The sequence below is a fragment of the Candidatus Paceibacterota bacterium genome, assembly GCA_035652395.1.
GTDB lineage: Bacteria > Patescibacteriota > Minisyncoccia > Phycocordibacterales > CAJBRS01 > JADGRH01.
The window spans coordinates 35,024-51,369 of record DASRDX010000009.1 but is presented as its reverse complement, the minus strand read 5'-3'; the positions used below and the strand labels follow the sequence as shown (position 1 = coordinate 51,369).

Annotated in this window: 15 protein-coding genes and 2 tRNA genes; 1 reads left to right on the top strand and 16 read right to left on the bottom strand. The window is 45.3% G+C overall.

Going from position 1 to position 16,346, the window contains the following annotated elements:
* Positions 1-105: 105 nt before the first annotated feature.
* From VFA52_00395 to VFA52_00320, 16 genes are all read right to left on the bottom strand, one after another.
* Positions 106-1,260 (bottom strand): redoxin domain-containing protein, encoded by a 1,155-nt coding sequence (locus VFA52_00395; GenBank protein ID HZS42668.1) that lies wholly within the window; start codon positions 1,258-1,260, stop codon positions 106-108.
* A complete protein-coding gene (locus VFA52_00390; protein ID HZS42667.1) occupies positions 1,260-2,003 on the bottom strand; it encodes a cytochrome c biogenesis protein CcdA in 744 nt (247 codons plus the stop codon). The genes VFA52_00395 and VFA52_00390 overlap by 1 nt, the downstream gene beginning before the upstream one ends.
* Before the next feature lie 55 nt (positions 2,004-2,058).
* Positions 2,059-2,646: a class F sortase gene (locus VFA52_00385; protein HZS42666.1), complete on the bottom strand. Its 588-nt coding sequence runs from the start codon at positions 2,644-2,646 to the stop codon at positions 2,059-2,061.
* A 70-nt stretch (positions 2,647-2,716) separates the two neighbouring features.
* On the bottom strand, positions 2,717-3,094 hold the full coding sequence (locus tag VFA52_00380; protein HZS42665.1) for a hypothetical protein: 378 nt from the start codon (positions 3,092-3,094) through the stop codon (positions 2,717-2,719).
* A 122-nt stretch (positions 3,095-3,216) separates the two neighbouring features.
* On the bottom strand, positions 3,217-4,434 hold the full coding sequence (locus tag VFA52_00375; protein HZS42664.1) for a hypothetical protein: 1,218 nt from the start codon (positions 4,432-4,434) through the stop codon (positions 3,217-3,219).
* A 92-nt stretch (positions 4,435-4,526) separates the two neighbouring features.
* On the bottom strand, positions 4,527-6,185 hold the full coding sequence (locus tag VFA52_00370; protein ID HZS42663.1) for a helix-turn-helix domain-containing protein: 1,659 nt from the start codon (positions 6,183-6,185) through the stop codon (positions 4,527-4,529).
* A gap of 80 nt (positions 6,186-6,265) precedes the next feature.
* Entirely contained in the window at positions 6,266-9,940 is a 3,675-nt protein-coding gene (locus tag VFA52_00365; protein ID HZS42662.1) for a tail fiber domain-containing protein, read from the bottom strand.
* A gap of 63 nt (positions 9,941-10,003) precedes the next feature.
* A complete protein-coding gene (locus tag VFA52_00360) occupies positions 10,004-11,128 on the bottom strand; it encodes a hypothetical protein (protein HZS42661.1) in 1,125 nt (374 codons plus the stop codon).
* A 114-nt stretch (positions 11,129-11,242) separates the two neighbouring features.
* Positions 11,243-11,497 (bottom strand): SWIB/MDM2 domain-containing protein, encoded by a 255-nt coding sequence (locus VFA52_00355; GenBank protein ID HZS42660.1) that lies wholly within the window; start codon positions 11,495-11,497, stop codon positions 11,243-11,245.
* A gap of 72 nt (positions 11,498-11,569) precedes the next feature.
* Positions 11,570-12,493 (bottom strand): permease-like cell division protein FtsX, encoded by a 924-nt coding sequence (locus VFA52_00350; GenBank protein HZS42659.1) that lies wholly within the window; start codon positions 12,491-12,493, stop codon positions 11,570-11,572.
* A gap of 42 nt (positions 12,494-12,535) precedes the next feature.
* Positions 12,536-13,216: a cell division ATP-binding protein FtsE gene (gene ftsE, locus VFA52_00345; protein ID HZS42658.1), complete on the bottom strand. Its 681-nt coding sequence runs from the start codon at positions 13,214-13,216 to the stop codon at positions 12,536-12,538.
* A 46-nt stretch (positions 13,217-13,262) separates the two neighbouring features.
* The gene (locus tag VFA52_00340; GenBank protein HZS42657.1) at positions 13,263-14,126 is read right to left on the bottom strand and encodes a hypothetical protein; all 864 of its coding nucleotides are present in this window, start codon (positions 14,124-14,126) and stop codon (positions 13,263-13,265) included.
* A 4-nt stretch (positions 14,127-14,130) separates the two neighbouring features.
* Complete coding sequence (locus tag VFA52_00335; protein HZS42656.1) at positions 14,131-15,009, bottom strand: PCRF domain-containing protein; 879 nt, start codon at positions 15,007-15,009, stop codon at positions 14,131-14,133.
* A gap of 5 nt (positions 15,010-15,014) precedes the next feature.
* A tRNA-Thr gene (locus VFA52_00330) sits at positions 15,015-15,087 on the bottom strand.
* The gene (locus tag VFA52_00325) at positions 15,088-15,312 is read right to left on the bottom strand and encodes a hypothetical protein (protein HZS42655.1); all 225 of its coding nucleotides are present in this window, start codon (positions 15,310-15,312) and stop codon (positions 15,088-15,090) included.
* A 7-nt stretch (positions 15,313-15,319) separates the two neighbouring features.
* Positions 15,320-15,392, bottom strand: a tRNA-Thr gene (locus VFA52_00320).
* Positions 15,393-15,644: 252 nt separating this feature from the next.
* Between VFA52_00320 and VFA52_00315 the strand changes: the two genes are divergently transcribed.
* Positions 15,645-16,316: a response regulator transcription factor gene (locus VFA52_00315; GenBank protein ID HZS42654.1), complete on the top strand. Its 672-nt coding sequence runs from the start codon at positions 15,645-15,647 to the stop codon at positions 16,314-16,316.
* The last annotated feature ends 30 nt before the right edge of the window (positions 16,317-16,346 follow it).

Here is a 16,346-nt window from a genome sequence, read left to right as displayed (position 1 = left end):
TAATAATGGCGTCCTGTCATCTATTAGGACGTTAAACCTATTCTACTCCTTACCGCCATATTTCCAAGCCGATTCGAAGCGAACTTTTATACACTCTCTCTGGAGCTAACCGAAGGTAAATGTAAAAGCATCGAGACCGGAGTTCTCAATATCTATCTCTAGAGTATGAGTGCCGTAATCGGCGCCATGAACAATGTCGTAGAGACGATTGTCTTTGACGGTAACGGTGCCGTCGGCACCGACATCGGAGCCGGCGCGCCCGTCAATTGGCGCGCCGTCAATTAAAATTTTTAGTTTCACTCCGCTCTTAGAACTTGCCACCAGATAAACATTCTTGGCGCTGTATTTATAGACGATCTTGGCTCCAGCTTCCGTATTTTCCGCATACTCATTTGTGAAGTTCCATGTTCCATCAAGATAAAGCGTGTTTGGATTGATCTCGGCAGGCAAAGTTAGTTTTTGGTTGCCGCTGTAATTTTGCTCACCGTTTCCCAGAAAAACATTGCGCGCCGATCCGAAATAAGTTTCCTTGCTGCCAATTTTATTTTCATCCATTGAAATGACGTCTGCGGGCGAGACGATGGTGCTTGGAATATTTAAATTAAGCCCCAAAGCATCACTGCGCTCCCTCAGAGCCGTCTGAATAGCCCTCTCTGTTCCGTCATAATCACCTTCCCCAATCTTGTCATGAACAATGAATCCATCAATGTCGATTAAATACTCGCGAGGCCAGTAAAGATTCTGGTAAGCATTCCAGATGCCATGATTGCTGTCGAGTACTACGGGATATTGAATCCCTAATTTTTTAACGGCTGCCGAGACATTATTGTAGTCCTTCTCAAAATTAAATTCCGGCGAGTGAATTCCGACAATCACTAATCCATCATCTTTGTATTTCTGATACCAAGCGTTGAGATACGGAATGGTACGCAGGCAATTAATGCAGCTGTAAGTCCAAATATCGAGAAGGACAACTTTGTGACCGACTAAGTCCGAGAGTTTGAAAGAGTTGGTATTTATAAATCCAGTTGGGTCGACGAATTCCTTGGCCCGGGAGAATTCTCGAGCTTTGGCCGCCTGAATGGAAGACCGATCAGCTACAGTGCTGCTCGAGCTACTACTCGAAGCATTTAAATTGCCTGAAACCACAATGTCTTCCGCCGGGGAATTAATGGAGGCCGGTTTTTTTGCTTCGAGATACCCAATAGCTACTACAATTAGCGCCACTGCTATGATTAATAAAATATTTTTCTTCTTCATTAATTTGATTTAACTGCTGTGGAAGCGAGATACGAAAGGAAACCGGGAATAATCGGCAGGATGCACGGACTTAAGAAAGAGCCAAGACCGGCCAGAAAGGCCACGGCCAGATTGATGAAGGTCAGCGAAGAAATTTCGCCACCGAAGGTGGCGGTTAGTTGAAGAGAGTCAAGAATATTTGAAAGAGCGGAAAGGTTGGCAATGGTGCTCAATTCACCGGTAAAAACAAAGACGCCAATCACAATTAAAATCACTCCAAAAAAATATTGAAAATACTGAAACCATTTGCCGGCTCGATCAATTAAATTCTGGGCCTGGCTGGTGAAAAGACCGACCAATAAAAATGGAATACCTAGTCCTAGAGTGTAAGAGAAAAGCAGGAGAAAGGCGCTGGCCGATTTGGTGGCGGCCAGCGCCAAAATCGCTCCAAGAGCAGCGCTAACGCAAGGGGTCCAGCCAACGGCGAAGGCGGCACCAAAGACAAAGGAGGTTAGATAATATGAGCCGAATCTTTTCTTAACAGCAATGGTGTGAGTGCGCTCCAAAAAAGCTGGAGTAAAAAGTTTTAATAGAAACAGTCCGAAGAGAATGATAATTGCTCCGCCAATCCAGCCGAGCCACTTCTCTACTTCAATTGAGGCATGTGCCAAAACGGTCTGAAGTAAGACTCCGACCAGAGAAAAAATAATTGAGAAACCGAGGACAAAGAAAAGACTGCTTAGAAAAATATGCCACCTTTGCATTTCTCAATTGTAACATGGGCCAATTGCCAAGAACCTATTGACAGAAGTCTTGACATCAGGAAGCCAGCCGAGCAGTCACCACAAGCCGATGATCGTCTGTTTTCGCGGCCGGCAACCACTCGCCGGTGCAAGTAATAAGACGTAACCATGAGGCGCCAGCGCGGTTGAAAACATCGTAGGTATCATCTTTATAACCATAAACGGAAATGTCCGTAACTACAAAACGGAGTTTGGTTCCATCTTGAGAGATGACGTAAACACTATCTCCTTTTTGAACTTGATTTAGATTTTTAAAAACACCGGGAAGGGACAATCCATTATCAACATGGCCGGCAATGACGGCGCTACCGTCTTGTCCTGGTAAAGTTCCATACTTGTACCAGCCCACGTCGGTGTAGTTATTTGGCACGCCCATGTTGCCCGCTTTAGTAATACCCACTTCTTGTACTTTGGCATCAACGTTAATTGAAGGAATTTGTAATTCTTTCGGGTGTTCAGCTGGTACATCGGGAGAGCTGGCAACACTTGAAGGCAAATTTATTTCGGAATCAGGGGCGTAAAAGAGCGCTCTGGTTAAAACGTAACCGATAACGACAAGTCCCAAAACAATTAAAATAATTGGAAGAATGATTCGCTTTTTCATCTTTTGATTATACAAAAAGAAAGACGGCCGCGAAGCGGCCGTCTTTCTTTTTCTTGCGATTTTAGATGCTTTAGATCAACTTGCCCCAGCGTCGGTAAGAATAAATGAGACTAAGAGCTACCATCAAAGCTCCGAGAGCTAAGAACGTAACGTTAGTCGTCATCAAGCCGCTAAGACCAGTGGTTGGGAAACCAGGTGAGACAGTGTTAACGGCGCCAGTCTCTCCGGCCACAGCTTGACCGTAAAACGGTCCATATGGAGGAGAAACGGTGGTACCAGTGCTTCCGGTTGTACCGGTAGTTCCTGGGCTGGTAGTGCTGCCGCTAGTAGTAACAACAGTAGTGGTCGAGGTGGTAGTGCTGGTTACCTGAGCATGAGCGCTAAGAGTAAAGGAAGCAAAAGCGGCCAAAAGCACCATAGCAAACATAATTGAAGTAATTTTCTTCATAATTTTTAAGCTAAGCTTTAATTGCTAATAGAAACCGACCTATATTAGATAACGAATTAGAAAGCCCTTCGTTACATACGAAGTTTTAACAACAAATATTAAGGAAGGTCAATAGAGAGGGACTAGTAACCGATCTCTTCGCGAGCTAAAGCCGCTTTGAACTTTCGATGAGTGAAGTAAAGGTAGGCCAGAAAAGCGCTCCACATAAAGAGACCGCTAAAGAAGAGAATCACTTTTAAATCGAGATGAGCGCCCGTGGCTGGAACCTGATTAAGGAAGACTCCGGCTGATGGGGTGCCGTATATTCCGGAAGTTGTTGGTTGTGTGTAAACCACTCCATTGTTGTTGTAATTATTTGGACAAATGTTGTAACCATTGCTGATGTAACAGCCGTTATTGTTGTAGTTGTAATTATTGTTTGGACAATTGTAATAACCGTTACTGTAGTAGCAGCCGTTTGTGCCGCCGCCATAGTATCCGTTATTAACTACATTGACGTAGAGAGTGCCGCAACCGGATACTCCCCCATTGGTGCAGACAGTGATAGTGGCTGAGCCAGAATTGTTGCCGTAAACATTTAAAACGCTGCCGTTAATGTTAGTAGAGACAGCGTTTGGATTGGAATTATTTGAGATGTAATAACTACCTGAACCGTAGATGCTAACCTGTACGCCTTGGCCAACGTTTACCGAAAGATTATTTTGACTGAAAGTTACCTGATTGTAAGAGCCTCCGCCCTGATTAACGTAAAGAGAGCCGCAGGCTCCGTTGCCGTTCGAACAGACAACGATAGTGGCTGAGCCGCCGGTATATTGATTGTTTGGAGCCGAAACATACACCTGATTGCCACTGACGTAAGCGTTAACGAAATTCGGATTGGAATTGGAAGAGATGTAGTAAGAGCCGGAACCTCCGTAAACAGTGACGGTCGTACTCTGACCGTAACTTAAATTAATATTGTTCTGACTGAAAGAAATTGAACCATTATTGTTGCCGTTAGTGTAGGGCCAGCTGACTTGGTTTGATTGCTGACCGTTAACGCTGACATAAGTGTTGGCGCCTGACGGAATATTGTAAGTACCGTTACTGATGATGGTAGAGAAATAGCCGCTACCGTTAGTGCTGCCAATGTTTCCGACACTATTGAGAAAAGAGGTGCCCGGCGAATAGTAGTAGAGATTAACGGAAGAGTTAGGATCACCGTTGACGGCAATCTGGACTTGGCTATTGCTAAAAGTAGTTAGACTAAGACTCGGAACGGCGGCAAAAGTAGAGAGTGGGAGGAGTAAAAAACCTCCTAAAATGACTAGAGATATGGCACTAAATTTCAGGGTTTTCATGCGCGGCTAAATTAACGATTAATGCCTTTTATATAACTGCCACTTCCCCTTTTTGTCAATCGGCTCCGAAGCGAAGCTTCGGAGCCGATCAATCACTCCAAATCAATAAAAAGTCTGGCTAATCTTAACTCTTCGTAGGAAAAGCCGGGCCCAAGCATTATTTTGACTGGCGTCAGACGAGTGTCGCCATGTTTTTCAAAGGATTTTTTGAAGGCCTTCTCAATTTTTTTGAAACGAGAGTCGCTAAACTTGGCCGATTTAATGTAACTAATATCAATCTGCTCATTATCTTCAATTAAAGTTTCTAGATGATCGATGATGGTTCCCTCTTTTAGTTCGCGCTCCTTGGCAATTTTCTCCAGTGACATTTTCTCTAGTACTAACAGTTTAGTCTTGTGATGAGTGGAGAGATTTTCATTATTTTTTGTTTTGGTTGAAGCGTTTCGGCGCACAAATTCTTCCTGAAGGCGCTCGATGGTTTCCGGATCCATTTCCGAAAGTTCGGCTCTAGCTTCTTCGGATTGCTGACGAAGTTTTTGGTCCACTTCAAAAACTTCGCCGTTCACCAAGAGAGCCGTCTGATTAAGGCCAAGGAGAGTCAGTCCCTCAAGATTCCTTACTCGTGACAGGGCCACATACCCCATGCCGGCCACAAATGATTTTGAAAGATCAATCTCAGCCGCTTCGAGACTCATGCCCTGACTTTTATGAATGGTGATGGCCCAGGCCAATCGAAGTGGTACTTGAATGATTTCCGCCAGAACCTTGCCCTCTTCTTCGATTCGCCAGCTTTCGAGAGAGGCGGTCAGAATTTTGCCTGAAGAGATTTTGACCAAAGGATTGTTAGCTTCGTCGTAGCCGACTATTTCCCCCAAAGTGCCGTTGATGAAGCCTTTCTCATAATTATTTTTGACGAACATCACTCGAGCGCCGATTTTCAAAGTCAATTTCTCCGGCGCTAGGCAACTTCTGGCCAAAAGGTCAGTCAGAGGTTTGCGCCCACGAAAAACCATCTGAAAAGTCCGAGCTTCTCCCGAGAGTTTTTCGAGCTCATTATTATTAATGACATCAATATCAACATTGTGGCTGAAAAGCTTAGTCGGCGGCAGAGTCGAGCTCGATCTTTTCTTAAAGCGGCTGCGCAAATGTTCCAAAACTTCTTCATCTACATTATTTTCTCGAATGGCGCTGAGTAGCGAAAAATAGGCGCTATCGCTTTGGCGATGCTGCTCGGAGAGATAACAAACGGTCAAATCCATCTCTTTCCAGATCTTTGATTTGTAGGCAAATTCTGGCGCTCTCTCGCCGGCTCGAGAGACAGGCGGGAGCTGGAAAAAGTCACCACATAAGACAACTTGTAGGCCGCCGAAGGCGGCCTCATTTCTCTTAAAGGATCGGCAAAGCCGATCCAACAGATCAAACCGAAAATGATGCAGCATTGAGATCTCGTCAATAATTAGCACTTTCGTGGCCTGATATCTTTTCCAGAGATTCTGCTTTGACTCCAGCATATCAATATCCCACTCTGACAAACTATCTTTTACCCCGAGACCGCTCCAGGAATGAATAGTCATCCCACCAAGATGCGTAGCGGCAATACCGGTAGAAGCGGTCACGGCCACTTCAATATTCTTTTCTCTTAAATAAGCAATGTAGGCGCGCAGAGTATGAGTCTTGCCACTGCCGGCCGGGCCGGAGAGATATACATTCTTCCCCATTTTTAAAATAGTCAGAGCTTCGGCCTGCGTCATGCCAGAATGTTATCACAGAGAAATAAAGAAGAGATAAAAATTCTCTTATGTACTGATCTTTTGGCCTTTAACGCTCTATATTAATTTTCTGGAGCAGGCTCAATAGTATTTCCTGTAGAGGTGCCACTTTCTGAAGAAACTGTTTCTGTGGAAGAAGCGCTCGCACTATTGTCCGTAGTGGAGCTCGCGCTTTCAACAGTGCCGCCTCCGGCGGCACTGTTATCGGGCACTACAACCGTATTGTTATTTGAATCCACTGTAATGATGTTGCCTGAAGTCAAGGGTGTAGAGGTAGCGTCTTCACATTTTCCGGGGGCACTAATTGGAGTTCCATCATCATTTACTGTTAAGCAAAATGCTGTGCCGTTTTTACTATAAACCGTAATCCCCGTCGGCTTCTCTGGTGATCCGACAGTCAGATGCTCCACAAACACATTCTTCAAGTAAGCAATGCCGTCTACTACCTCGGCGCCAAAGCTTTGAAGGGCGCCGATGATGGCGTCTCCTACGGAGACGCCTCCTCCTAGGGTGGAGAGTGACTCAATGGAAGAGACTCGGATCTCGAGGTTAGAGAGTGCTTCTGTGGTGGAGGCATCTCTCTGGTCTAGTTCTTTCACCGCATTTACCAGAGTAGCCATGATTGGTCGGTCTTGGAGGTTAAGGAAGCCGTTAGGTCCTGTGGTGACTGCTTCAGGGATAGCGCTTTGGATATTCTGAGCAGAGAAGCCTGCGTAAGTTCCTCCGTCTTCGAGGCCTGTACCTTCCTTCCAGGAGTAGATGATTGGATTGATGTTTTCTAGATCTGCTAGTCCTCTATTGAAGGAGCCGCTGATATTCTTTAGTCTCTCATCTGAGGCTGCGGTGATTACACCAGAGGCATTGGTGGTTAGAGTTCCCGCTCCGTAGCCGCAAAATTGGATGGAGGCACCGCCGCCTGAGGTGCAGATGTGGATGGCGGCACTTTGACGAGGGCCGATGAGGGTGGAGGAGGCGACGGAGTTGGTGAGTAAGTTAAAACTATTTCCCCCTCCACCAAATACCGACGCTCCTGATGCAGAAACACAGGTTCTGTAACCCGAAGCAGTGGAATGATAACCAGAAGCAGTACTCTGGTTACCCATAGCTGTTGAGTAGGAGCCGCAAGCCGCATTTCTGTGACCTAATGCACTAGAAGTTGGACCAGACGCAATGTTCAAATAACCGATAGCTGAGGAGTAAATTCCCGAGGCTGTGTTGTAGAAGCCGGAGGCGCTTGAAGAAGTGCCTGAGGCGGTGTTTATATATCCAAAAGTGGAACTTAAACAACCACTCGAGGTATTACAATACCCCGAAGCTGAACTCCTATACCCAGAAGCAGTATTAAATGCTCCAACTGCATTAGCTCTGAAGTTTGATGCTACGTTAGCGAAACCCACAGATATAGATTGAAGACCCGTAGATGAATTTCCTTCCCCCGCCGCAAAGCTGTCATTACCACACGCCTGATTATAATATCCGGAAGCAGTACTTCTATTTCCTAAAGCGAGATTTTGGGAGCCAAAAGCAGAACTTTTATAACCGCAAGCGACGTTGGCATACCCAGATGCGGAACTTAGACCGTCAACTCCTGCGGCGGTGTTGAAGTAGCCGAAGGCGGAACTTTTACAGCCGGAGGCGGTGTTACCTAAACCAAATGCGGAGGAACGAATACATGAAGCAGTATTTTCAATACCAAAAGCAGAAGAATAGCTAGCAGAGACAGTGTTTTGATTACCGAATGCGCCCCCATTAACCTGAGCACAAATACTATTAGAATAACCAAAAGCAGAACCGTATAAAATACCAGATGCAATGCAATTAAACGTTCCTACTGAAGCGGTATAAGAACCATAAGCACTATTGGAGGTACCTAAAGCAGTGTTATATTGACCTGAAGCAGTATTCCCTACTCCAAATGCTGATGAGTAGTTACTCGAAGCAGTATTGGCTTTTCCATAATATCCCGAATTAGTTCCAACCGAGACTGAATTTATTCCTGAAGCAACGGTATTTAAAGGTCCGTTATATCCAGAAGCGCTTCCTGAACCGATGGCGAGGGCTCCACCCCCACATGCTTCGGTATTAGCTCCGAAAGCAACACTTAAATAACCCAGAGCATGGTTATAAAAACCTGAGGCGGTGCTGTCACATCCATAAGCATGGTTTTCAAAACCTACAGCGGTGCTTCTTCTACCACACCCCAGATTACTGTAGCCCAACGCGGAGCTGTAGCAGCCGGAGGCCGAATTGCTATAACCCGATGCACTGCTCCCGTAGCCTGAAGCGGTATTAAATTGTCCCAGAGCCGAACTTTTAAACCCGTCTGCAACATTGCAGTACCCCGAGGCGGTACTATGACCGCCGGAAGCAATATTATGATAACCAATAGCAGATCCATGAGTTGCACCCGCGCAAACGCAATTTCTTGATCCAATAGCTGTCCCATAATAGCTGCTTGATGTATTACAGACGCCAAGTGCGACACTATCTCTACTAGTCGAATTATTGCTATATCCTACGGCGACGCTGTTTACGCAACTAGCGGTATTCGATATTCCAACTGCAGATGTACGAAGGTATCCTGCAATATTTTGAAAGCCCAAGGCGGTAGTACAGCAGCCTGAAGATGTGTTATTTTGCCCAATAGCTATGCTTCTATAGCCACTGGCCGTATTAAATCCCAGTGCTGCAGAGCCCGCACCAATCGCAGTACTAATAAAACCCGAAGCAACATTGTACCCACCAATAGATACCGAAGACTGCCCGCTTCCGCAATTTTTAAATCCAATAGAGGAGGAATAATTCCCACTCGCAGTATTACAAAAACCGAATGCAGAACCGCGAAGACTGCCCGCTACATTACAAAACCCCACCGCACTAGCGTTGGCCCCTGTGGCAGAGTTCTGGAACCCCACTTGAATAGGATTCAAATTGTTTAATGTGGTAGTAGAGAAAGAAGAGAGTCCGGTTAAGTGTGATCCATCTCCATAATATGTGGTGGCGCAGAGTGGTCCGGCAAAGGTTGAGGTGGCTGCTCCGGTGAGAGTCAGGTGATTAAATGTCGGTGAGTCAGTGGTATTCAGTGATTGGTTGAAAGGATTTCCAGGAGTGGTGGTGATGTTTGTAATCTGGTTCTGGATATTTTTAATGTCAGCTTGAGAGGGTGAGCCTTGAAGAGTGATGCTGCCTCCTCCACCAGAGTAGGTGATGTAGTTGTTGACGGTGGTGGAGGCATTTCCACTTGTGGAAATGCCGGAGATGAGAGAGCGCAGCTCTTGGTCGAGTTTTGAGAGTTTGGAATCTAGTTCTGCTTCTGTCACTCCATTAATGATGGTGGTGTTGTGGATGAGGTTTGAGGTAGAGGTTGGAGGAGTGGAAACGGGAGGGTTGAAGATGGGAGCTGGAGTAGGAGTCTTTGGAGCGGTGGGGGTAGTATTGATAATCTCTACAGTCGTAGGCTTTGCGAAGAGATTTTTGAAGAAGTTAAGGAGGGAGGAGAGAAGAGAGGGAGAGGAGCTTCCTTCAGCAGCGTAGGCTGGGGTGATTAAGAGAGAGGAGAAGGGAGAGTGTTTTAAGAGAAGAGAGAGATAGGGTTTGAGGAGGAGGGAGGAGTTTGCAGATCTTCTAATTGGGGCAGCAGTGGTCTCTTCTTTGGCAAGAAGAGTGATGGAAGAGGAGCGGAATAGAAGAAGGAGGGCTAAAGAGAAGAGAGCTATTTTAGAAAAGAGGTGCTTCATTACAATTTGGAGCCTTTTGTGAGCTGATTATATCACAGGGGTAAGGGTGTCAAGAATTGGAGGCTATTGGTATTGGATATAACTCGGAATCGGTCGCAATTTCAAAAGATCTTTTGGGGCAAGCATGGTGCTGGAAGAATAGACGGTATCGTTTCGATAAAAGAGTTTAAAGCCGGTAAATTGAATCGGGTACGGATAGATTACCTGCTTGTAAGTGCCGATCTTTTTAGCCTGCGGTCCCCAGCCATCCATATCCATGACAATCTGCACTTCCGGCTGCAATCGAATATTTTGATAATTAGTCACCATTCCTTCAGTGAAGCGGTGAACAATTAAAATTTTTGGAGGCAAATTCCCTTCTCTTACCAACCGAGCCAGATAATCAGCGGCATAGTTTACATCCGTCGCATCCATGATGCCGATGACAGTACCCGGCTTCTCGCCGTGCTTCATGGAAAATTCGGGATCAATGGCCAGATGAACGTTTGGCAGCCGCAAGTATTTATCCAGATGCGGAATCTCTGCCGGTAAATCACTCTGTCCAACTTGAATATCTAGAAAAACCAATCCGTTAACTTCTGAAGCAAGCTGGAGAGCCTTGTCTATTTGATCGTCCGGCATACGTAAACGATATTTACCATCAGCCCCTGGTAGCCCTTGAGCAGTGACGGTAATGTAGTGAATTGCTGGAACCACGGGTGTGGCCGGATCCGCCTGCTGCCATTTTTCTACTTCGGCCTTCAAACGCGAGAGCATTTCTTCTGGCGGATACTGGCCCAAGACGCCCATGCCTTTGGAGTAGAAGTTGCCGTAGTAAGCCACAATTCGGTTAAAAGGCAGGATGGCTCCCGTTAGAGGGTAAACGGCACTTTTAGGAGGCCAGAGGTATTTGGGCGTGGAAGTGGAGTGAGTGCTGCTTGCCGTTGAAGTGGAGGCCGGCACCGGCGGATTATTGGCCAGCGCCAGCATTTTTTGATCATAGAGGACCTTATCAACGGGTGCTGCTTCAATGCCAATTAGAGCGTCTTTTACTTTGGCAACCGTCGTAGCAATTTTATTCGTCTCATCTCCGATCTGATATTTGACCGGACTGAAAGGAAAAACCGTTCCCAAGAAATTCAGGACGGCAATTACCAAAAGAAATGTTAGAAAAATGGCCGGAAATTTTGAACTTCTCTTTTTCTTCATTTTTTCCTAATCACCAACAAATTTCTCGGCATATTAATAATGTTATTTTATCACGAAATGAAAAAGCCGGCGCTTTCAACTCCGGCGCCGGCTTTTTCTTCCCTTCCCCAAAATTTATTTCAAATGAGCGCTGACGAGCTTCGTCATTTCAAACATATTGACTGTTTTCTTGCCGCCAAAAACTTTCGTGAGCTTGTCGTCGGCATTAATATTTCGCTTATTGGTGGCATCCTGAAGATTATTCTTCTTAATGTAAACCCAAAGGCCTTTCACCACTTCCGAGCGAGGCATTGGACCCTTTCCCACCACGGCCTCCAATTCCGGACTAAGATTCATCGGTTTCATGAAGGCTGAATTTGCTTTTGCCATTGTTTTAAATGTTTATTCTATTAATGGGATTATTATAGCATTTTCTATAGAGAGCAATACACAGGCCGTAACTTAAATCTTCAAATACTTCTTCACGGCCAAGAAGCTGGAGATAGCGCCGAGGATTAAGCCGGCGCCTAAAATGACGAGGGAGATTTGCCAGAGGTGATGGATGTAGTAATCAAATAGATTTAAACCGGTGCCAAGCTTGGCCGTGAGCGGCCCAAATCCGAAAGTAATTGGGTAAAGCAGCACGAGAGTTATAACGGCCGAGACGAAGCCGTACATAAGCCCGACTGTCACAAACGGCCCGCGAATAAACATGTTGGAAGCCCCTACCAGTCGCATAACGGCGATTTCTTCGCGAGAAATATAAATTGCCAGCCGGATAGTATTAAAGGTGATTAAAATGGAAATGAGGATAAAGAAGACCATCAGGATAAGGCCGATGCGATTGGCCGAATCGATGATGCGATTCAGGGCGTCAATAGCCGCCTTGTTTTCCGAGTAATTGATCTTGTCGATGATGGACGAGCTCGGTGAGATGGCGGCCGCTTTAGTTTCCACGAATTGGGCGATGCTCTCGTATTGCGACGGGTCTTTGGCCTTAATGTTTAGACTGGCGCCGAGCGGATTGTCATTTAATTCATCGAGGGCTTGAAGAGTGAGCTGATCGGTAGCGTGTTTGGCTCGAAAGTTGTTCAGAGCCTGCTCACGAGAAGTGTAAGTGACGTTTAGAACTTCTGGCTGGGCTTTAATGGAATTCTCCAAGCTGAAAATCTGATCTTCCGGCGCGGTGGTCAGAAAGTAAACGTTCACATCCACTTTGTCTTTAATCCCTTGCAGTGTTGACTGAAGCATCGCTCCGACAAAGATTAGAGCCGCTACCACGGAAAGAGTAACAGTCATGACCAGAACGGAAGCCAGCGAAACGTAACCGTTTCGCCAGAAGCTGATGAAACCCGATCTGATTACTCTTTTTACTTTAGTCCACATAGAAATTAGAAGTTAGAAGTTAGAGTGTAGGTTTAGGATTAATTATAGGATGTATTTGCCCGTCTTGTCGTCACGAAGAATTTTACCATGCTCGAGGGTGATCACTCTCTTCCCTAATGAATCAATTACCCCTTTGTTATGAGTAGTCAGAATGACGGTGGTGCCAAGGTCGTTAATCTTCTTCAGGATTTGCACGACATCATAAGTATTGACCGGATCAAGGTTGCCGGTTGGCTCATCGGCAATGATGAGATCCGGCTGATTGACGATTGCTCGGGCAATAGCCACTCGCTGCTTTTCTCCACCAGAGAGTTGGTGTGGAAAGTTCCAGATTTTTCGGCCAAGGTCTACTAGCTCCAGAACGTGCGGCACATCCGCCGCAATCTCCTCTTCGGTGCGGCCGGCCGCTTCCATAGCGAAGGCGATGTTCTCGTAAGCAGTTTTGTTGGGTAGCAGGCGAAAATCCTGAAAGACGGTACCGATACGGCGCCGATATTTATTGATCTGGTTTTTGGCCAGTGTGTGAACGTTAGTGGATTCGAAAAAGACCGAGCCTGAAGTCGGATACTCCTCGGCCAGAATCATTTTTATTAGAGTGGTTTTGCCGGCCCCGGATTGGCCGACTACGGAGACAAATTCGTTTGGTTCGATATTGAAGCTGACATCCTCTAGCGCTACGGAATTATCGGCATAAATTTTCGTCACCTTGTCAAAATAAATCATGCCTTGCCATTATAGCAGATTATCCAAGAGCGGAAAAAGGCCAGATTTAAAGGCCTTTTTCCGCTTTTATATTCCAGACTCTTTGTAAGATTAAATCAGCCATAGTTTTCACATCTTCACGGGTTTTTAGTATGTTCTCTCTTAGCTGAATCTTTTCTTCTTCGGAAAGAGGTTCCTTTATCCGGGCTTCAAAAATCGCCTTTTTGTGTGGATCTTTAAATTTTTCATTAATTACATCTACTCTATCGTCTGGTTTTAAATCAAATATTTGATCGATCTCTTGGTGCATGAATCTCTCCCTTCCTTCTTCCTCAATGACTTTGGTTAACAGTTGCGGACTAGGGTTGTAAGTCTTTCCTGATTTAGCCAACCCTGTATAGAAATTGTGTTTAGAATCTATGTCCATAGTAGAACTTCTGTCTCCAATATAGGTTTGATTATTAAATTCAACATTTAGCACCTCTTCGGGGTATAAACTTCTCGCAGAAGCAACATCAATATTATTGAAACCAGCTTGTTGTAGAGCTAGTAATAACTTGCCGATTGTATCTCCGTGATGAATGAACTGGGTGATAAGCAGGACACTCCCTTCGGGAGAGATTTTTTCTTTTAAATGCCTGACAAGGCCTTTCCATTCCTTTCCCGTAACAGATCCGGGCGTAGAATGACCAGCAGCGACAAAACTTACAGAGATGTCGTGACGGAGCTTTTTTAATACATTGGCTATGACCAATGTTGGGATACGACCACCTATATCATCACTAAGAAGTGTTCTATACTTTCCCGTATCAAAATTGTTTTTTAGTTTTGAACATAATTCAATCATTGGTTCTGCCAAATTTTCGATCTCAGGAAAATTGAATTTTTCTATCTTCTCAGTTTCTTTTTCGGCTGATGGTATTTGTTCCATATTGCTATAGATTCTTCTCCGCTTCTATAAACTCGTCAAGGTCTCCGTCAAGGACCTTGTCAATCTGGCTGGTTTCAACGTCGGTGCGGTGATCCTTGACCATCTTATACGGATGCATGACGTAAGAGCGGATTTGATTCCCCCATTCAGCGTCAGTGGTTTTGGAAATATACATGCCCTTTTCTTTGGCTAATCGCTCCTGCTCCTGTAGGTTGTAGATCTTTCCAGCGAGCAACGCCAAGGCTTTTTCCTTGTTTTGAGCTTGTGAGCGTTCAGAGTCCACGTGAACGGAAAGTTTAGTTGGTTTGTGAACAATGCGGACGGAAGTCTCCCGCTTATTAACGTTCTGACCACCGGGACCGCTTGATCGTTGAGTGGTTACTTCAATCTCATCTTCCGGAATTTTAAATTCTGCCTGCTTTTCAAATTTTGGAATGACTTCCACCATTGAGAATGAAGTGTGGCGAAGTTTTTTAGCGTTGAATGGCGAGAGACGAACCAATCGATGCACACCGGATTCATTTTTTAGAGTGCCATAAACATTGCGGCCGTTTATTTCAAAAGTCAGATTGCGAAAACCGCCATGATCATTTTGATTCTGATGCAGGATGATGGCCTGCCAGCCTTTTCGCTCAATAAATTTCCGATACATTTCAAAAAGAATGCGGGAGAAGTCCTCCGAGTCGTCGCCTCCGGCACCACTGAAGATGGTGATGATGGCGGATCCGGAATCGTAGGGGCCGCGGCCTGGGTTTTCGGCCGCGGCCTTTAGTTCCCGCAACTCTTTAATAGTAGCCTGGGCTTTCTCCTTATCCTGCCAGAAATCCGCCGCGCTCATGCGCGCTTCTATTTCCGCAATCTTTTTTTGGATATCGTCTTTCATTATTGAGCCACCCCGCAGGATCGAACTGCGGACCCCCGCTTTACGAAAGCGGTGCTCTACCAACTGAGCTAGGGTGGCTTAGCCTAATAATTTATCAGTTATTGGTATCTGAATACCATAACTACGCAGGCATCTACGATAAAAATATTCATAATCGATTCTATCACCTTTGATTTCCTGTACACGCTGATAGGATTTTTTATCACATTGATGAGCAGCTATTGCGGGTCTCCCTATAAACCATCCCAACAAAATGAGAATTACGATTGTACCAATCAGCAAAAATACATTCTTCTGCTTCATATTTGGGAGCCGTTGCCCGGGATTGAACCGGGGACCTTCTCCTTACCATGGAGATGCTCTACCAGCTGAGCTACAACGGCAAACGATCCTTGTGTGTAGAGACCGTCTGACCCCTGGCCGTTATTCCACTGCAGGGCTGATCGATTTACTGTCTCACGACATGAGGATATATCATCGGGCGTGCACACAAGGAGTTTTCATATACTAAAGGATTTTAAAGTTATTTTCAATTTAAGTTAAAAAATATATAAAGAAAGATTAAAATCATCTTTATGAGTCTTCCCCATATCCGCTAGCCTTCTTAATACTTCCTAAAATATAATTAAGGAATTGTGCGAATATTAATTGTTGAAGATGACAAAAACATTTCGGCTTTTCTGAAAAGCAGCCTTGAGGCGGAGAATTTTGTGGCTGATACGGCAGAAGACGGCGAGAAGGGCTCGTATCTAGCCCGAACCAATGATTACGATTTAATCATCTTGGATTATGTCATGCCAAAGAAAGATGGCCTGGCGGTTTGTCAGGAACTGCGAGCTCTTAATAAGACAGTGCCTATCCTAATGCTTTCGGTAAAAGCGGAAATTCCGGATAGGGTGAAGCTCCTTAATGTCGGGGTGGATGATTATGTAGCCAAACCTTTCTCTTTTCATGAGCTTCTGGCCAGAATTCGAGCTATTCTTCGGAGACCAAGATTGGTACAAAATAATCCTCTAAAATTTGCCGATTTAGTTCTGGATAGCGAACGACAAATGGTCTGGAAGGGTAAGAAAGAAATTTATTTAACTCGCAAAGAATTTCTACTTCTTGAATATTTTATGAAGAATGCCGGCCGAGTTCTCTCCCGTGGCTTGATCATGGAACACGTCTGGAGCATTGATGGAGATCCCTTCTCTAATACCATTGAGGCGCATATCTTAAACCTGCGGCGCAAGGTCGATGACGGAAAGAAGAAACTCATTCATACGGTGCCAGGCAGAGGATATAAATTGGATCTGAAGAAATGAAAAGGTCGGCGCGAAGCGCCGACCTTTTCT

What these genes read in the sequence shown, in the direction of transcription:
- VFA52_00395 (HZS42668.1), bottom strand. Translation starts at nt 1,260, where the DNA reads ATGAAGAAGAAAAATATTTTATTAATCATAGCAGTGGCGCTAATTGTA.
- VFA52_00390 (HZS42667.1), bottom strand. Translation starts at nt 2,003, where the DNA reads ATGCAAAGGTGGCATATTTTTCTAAGCAGTCTTTTCTTTGTCCTCGGT.
- VFA52_00385 (HZS42666.1), bottom strand. Translation starts at nt 2,646, where the DNA reads ATGAAAAAGCGAATCATTCTTCCAATTATTTTAATTGTTTTGGGACTT.
- VFA52_00380 (HZS42665.1), bottom strand. Translation starts at nt 3,094, where the DNA reads ATGAAGAAAATTACTTCAATTATGTTTGCTATGGTGCTTTTGGCCGCT.
- VFA52_00375 (HZS42664.1), bottom strand. Translation starts at nt 4,434, where the DNA reads ATGAAAACCCTGAAATTTAGTGCCATATCTCTAGTCATTTTAGGAGGT.
- VFA52_00370 (HZS42663.1), bottom strand. Translation starts at nt 6,185, where the DNA reads ATGACGCAGGCCGAAGCTCTGACTATTTTAAAAATGGGGAAGAATGTA.
- VFA52_00365 (HZS42662.1), bottom strand. Translation starts at nt 9,940, where the DNA reads ATGAAGCACCTCTTTTCTAAAATAGCTCTCTTCTCTTTAGCCCTCCTT.
- VFA52_00360 (HZS42661.1), bottom strand. Translation starts at nt 11,128, where the DNA reads ATGAAGAAAAAGAGAAGTTCAAAATTTCCGGCCATTTTTCTAACATTT.
- VFA52_00355 (HZS42660.1), bottom strand. Translation starts at nt 11,497, where the DNA reads ATGGCAAAAGCAAATTCAGCCTTCATGAAACCGATGAATCTTAGTCCG.
- VFA52_00350 (HZS42659.1), bottom strand. Translation starts at nt 12,493, where the DNA reads ATGTGGACTAAAGTAAAAAGAGTAATCAGATCGGGTTTCATCAGCTTC.
- ftsE (HZS42658.1), bottom strand. Translation starts at nt 13,216, where the DNA reads ATGATTTATTTTGACAAGGTGACGAAAATTTATGCCGATAATTCCGTA.
- VFA52_00340 (HZS42657.1), bottom strand. Translation starts at nt 14,126, where the DNA reads ATGGAACAAATACCATCAGCCGAAAAAGAAACTGAGAAGATAGAAAAA.
- VFA52_00335 (HZS42656.1), bottom strand. Translation starts at nt 15,009, where the DNA reads ATGAAAGACGATATCCAAAAAAAGATTGCGGAAATAGAAGCGCGCATG.
- VFA52_00325 (HZS42655.1), bottom strand. Translation starts at nt 15,312, where the DNA reads ATGAAGCAGAAGAATGTATTTTTGCTGATTGGTACAATCGTAATTCTC.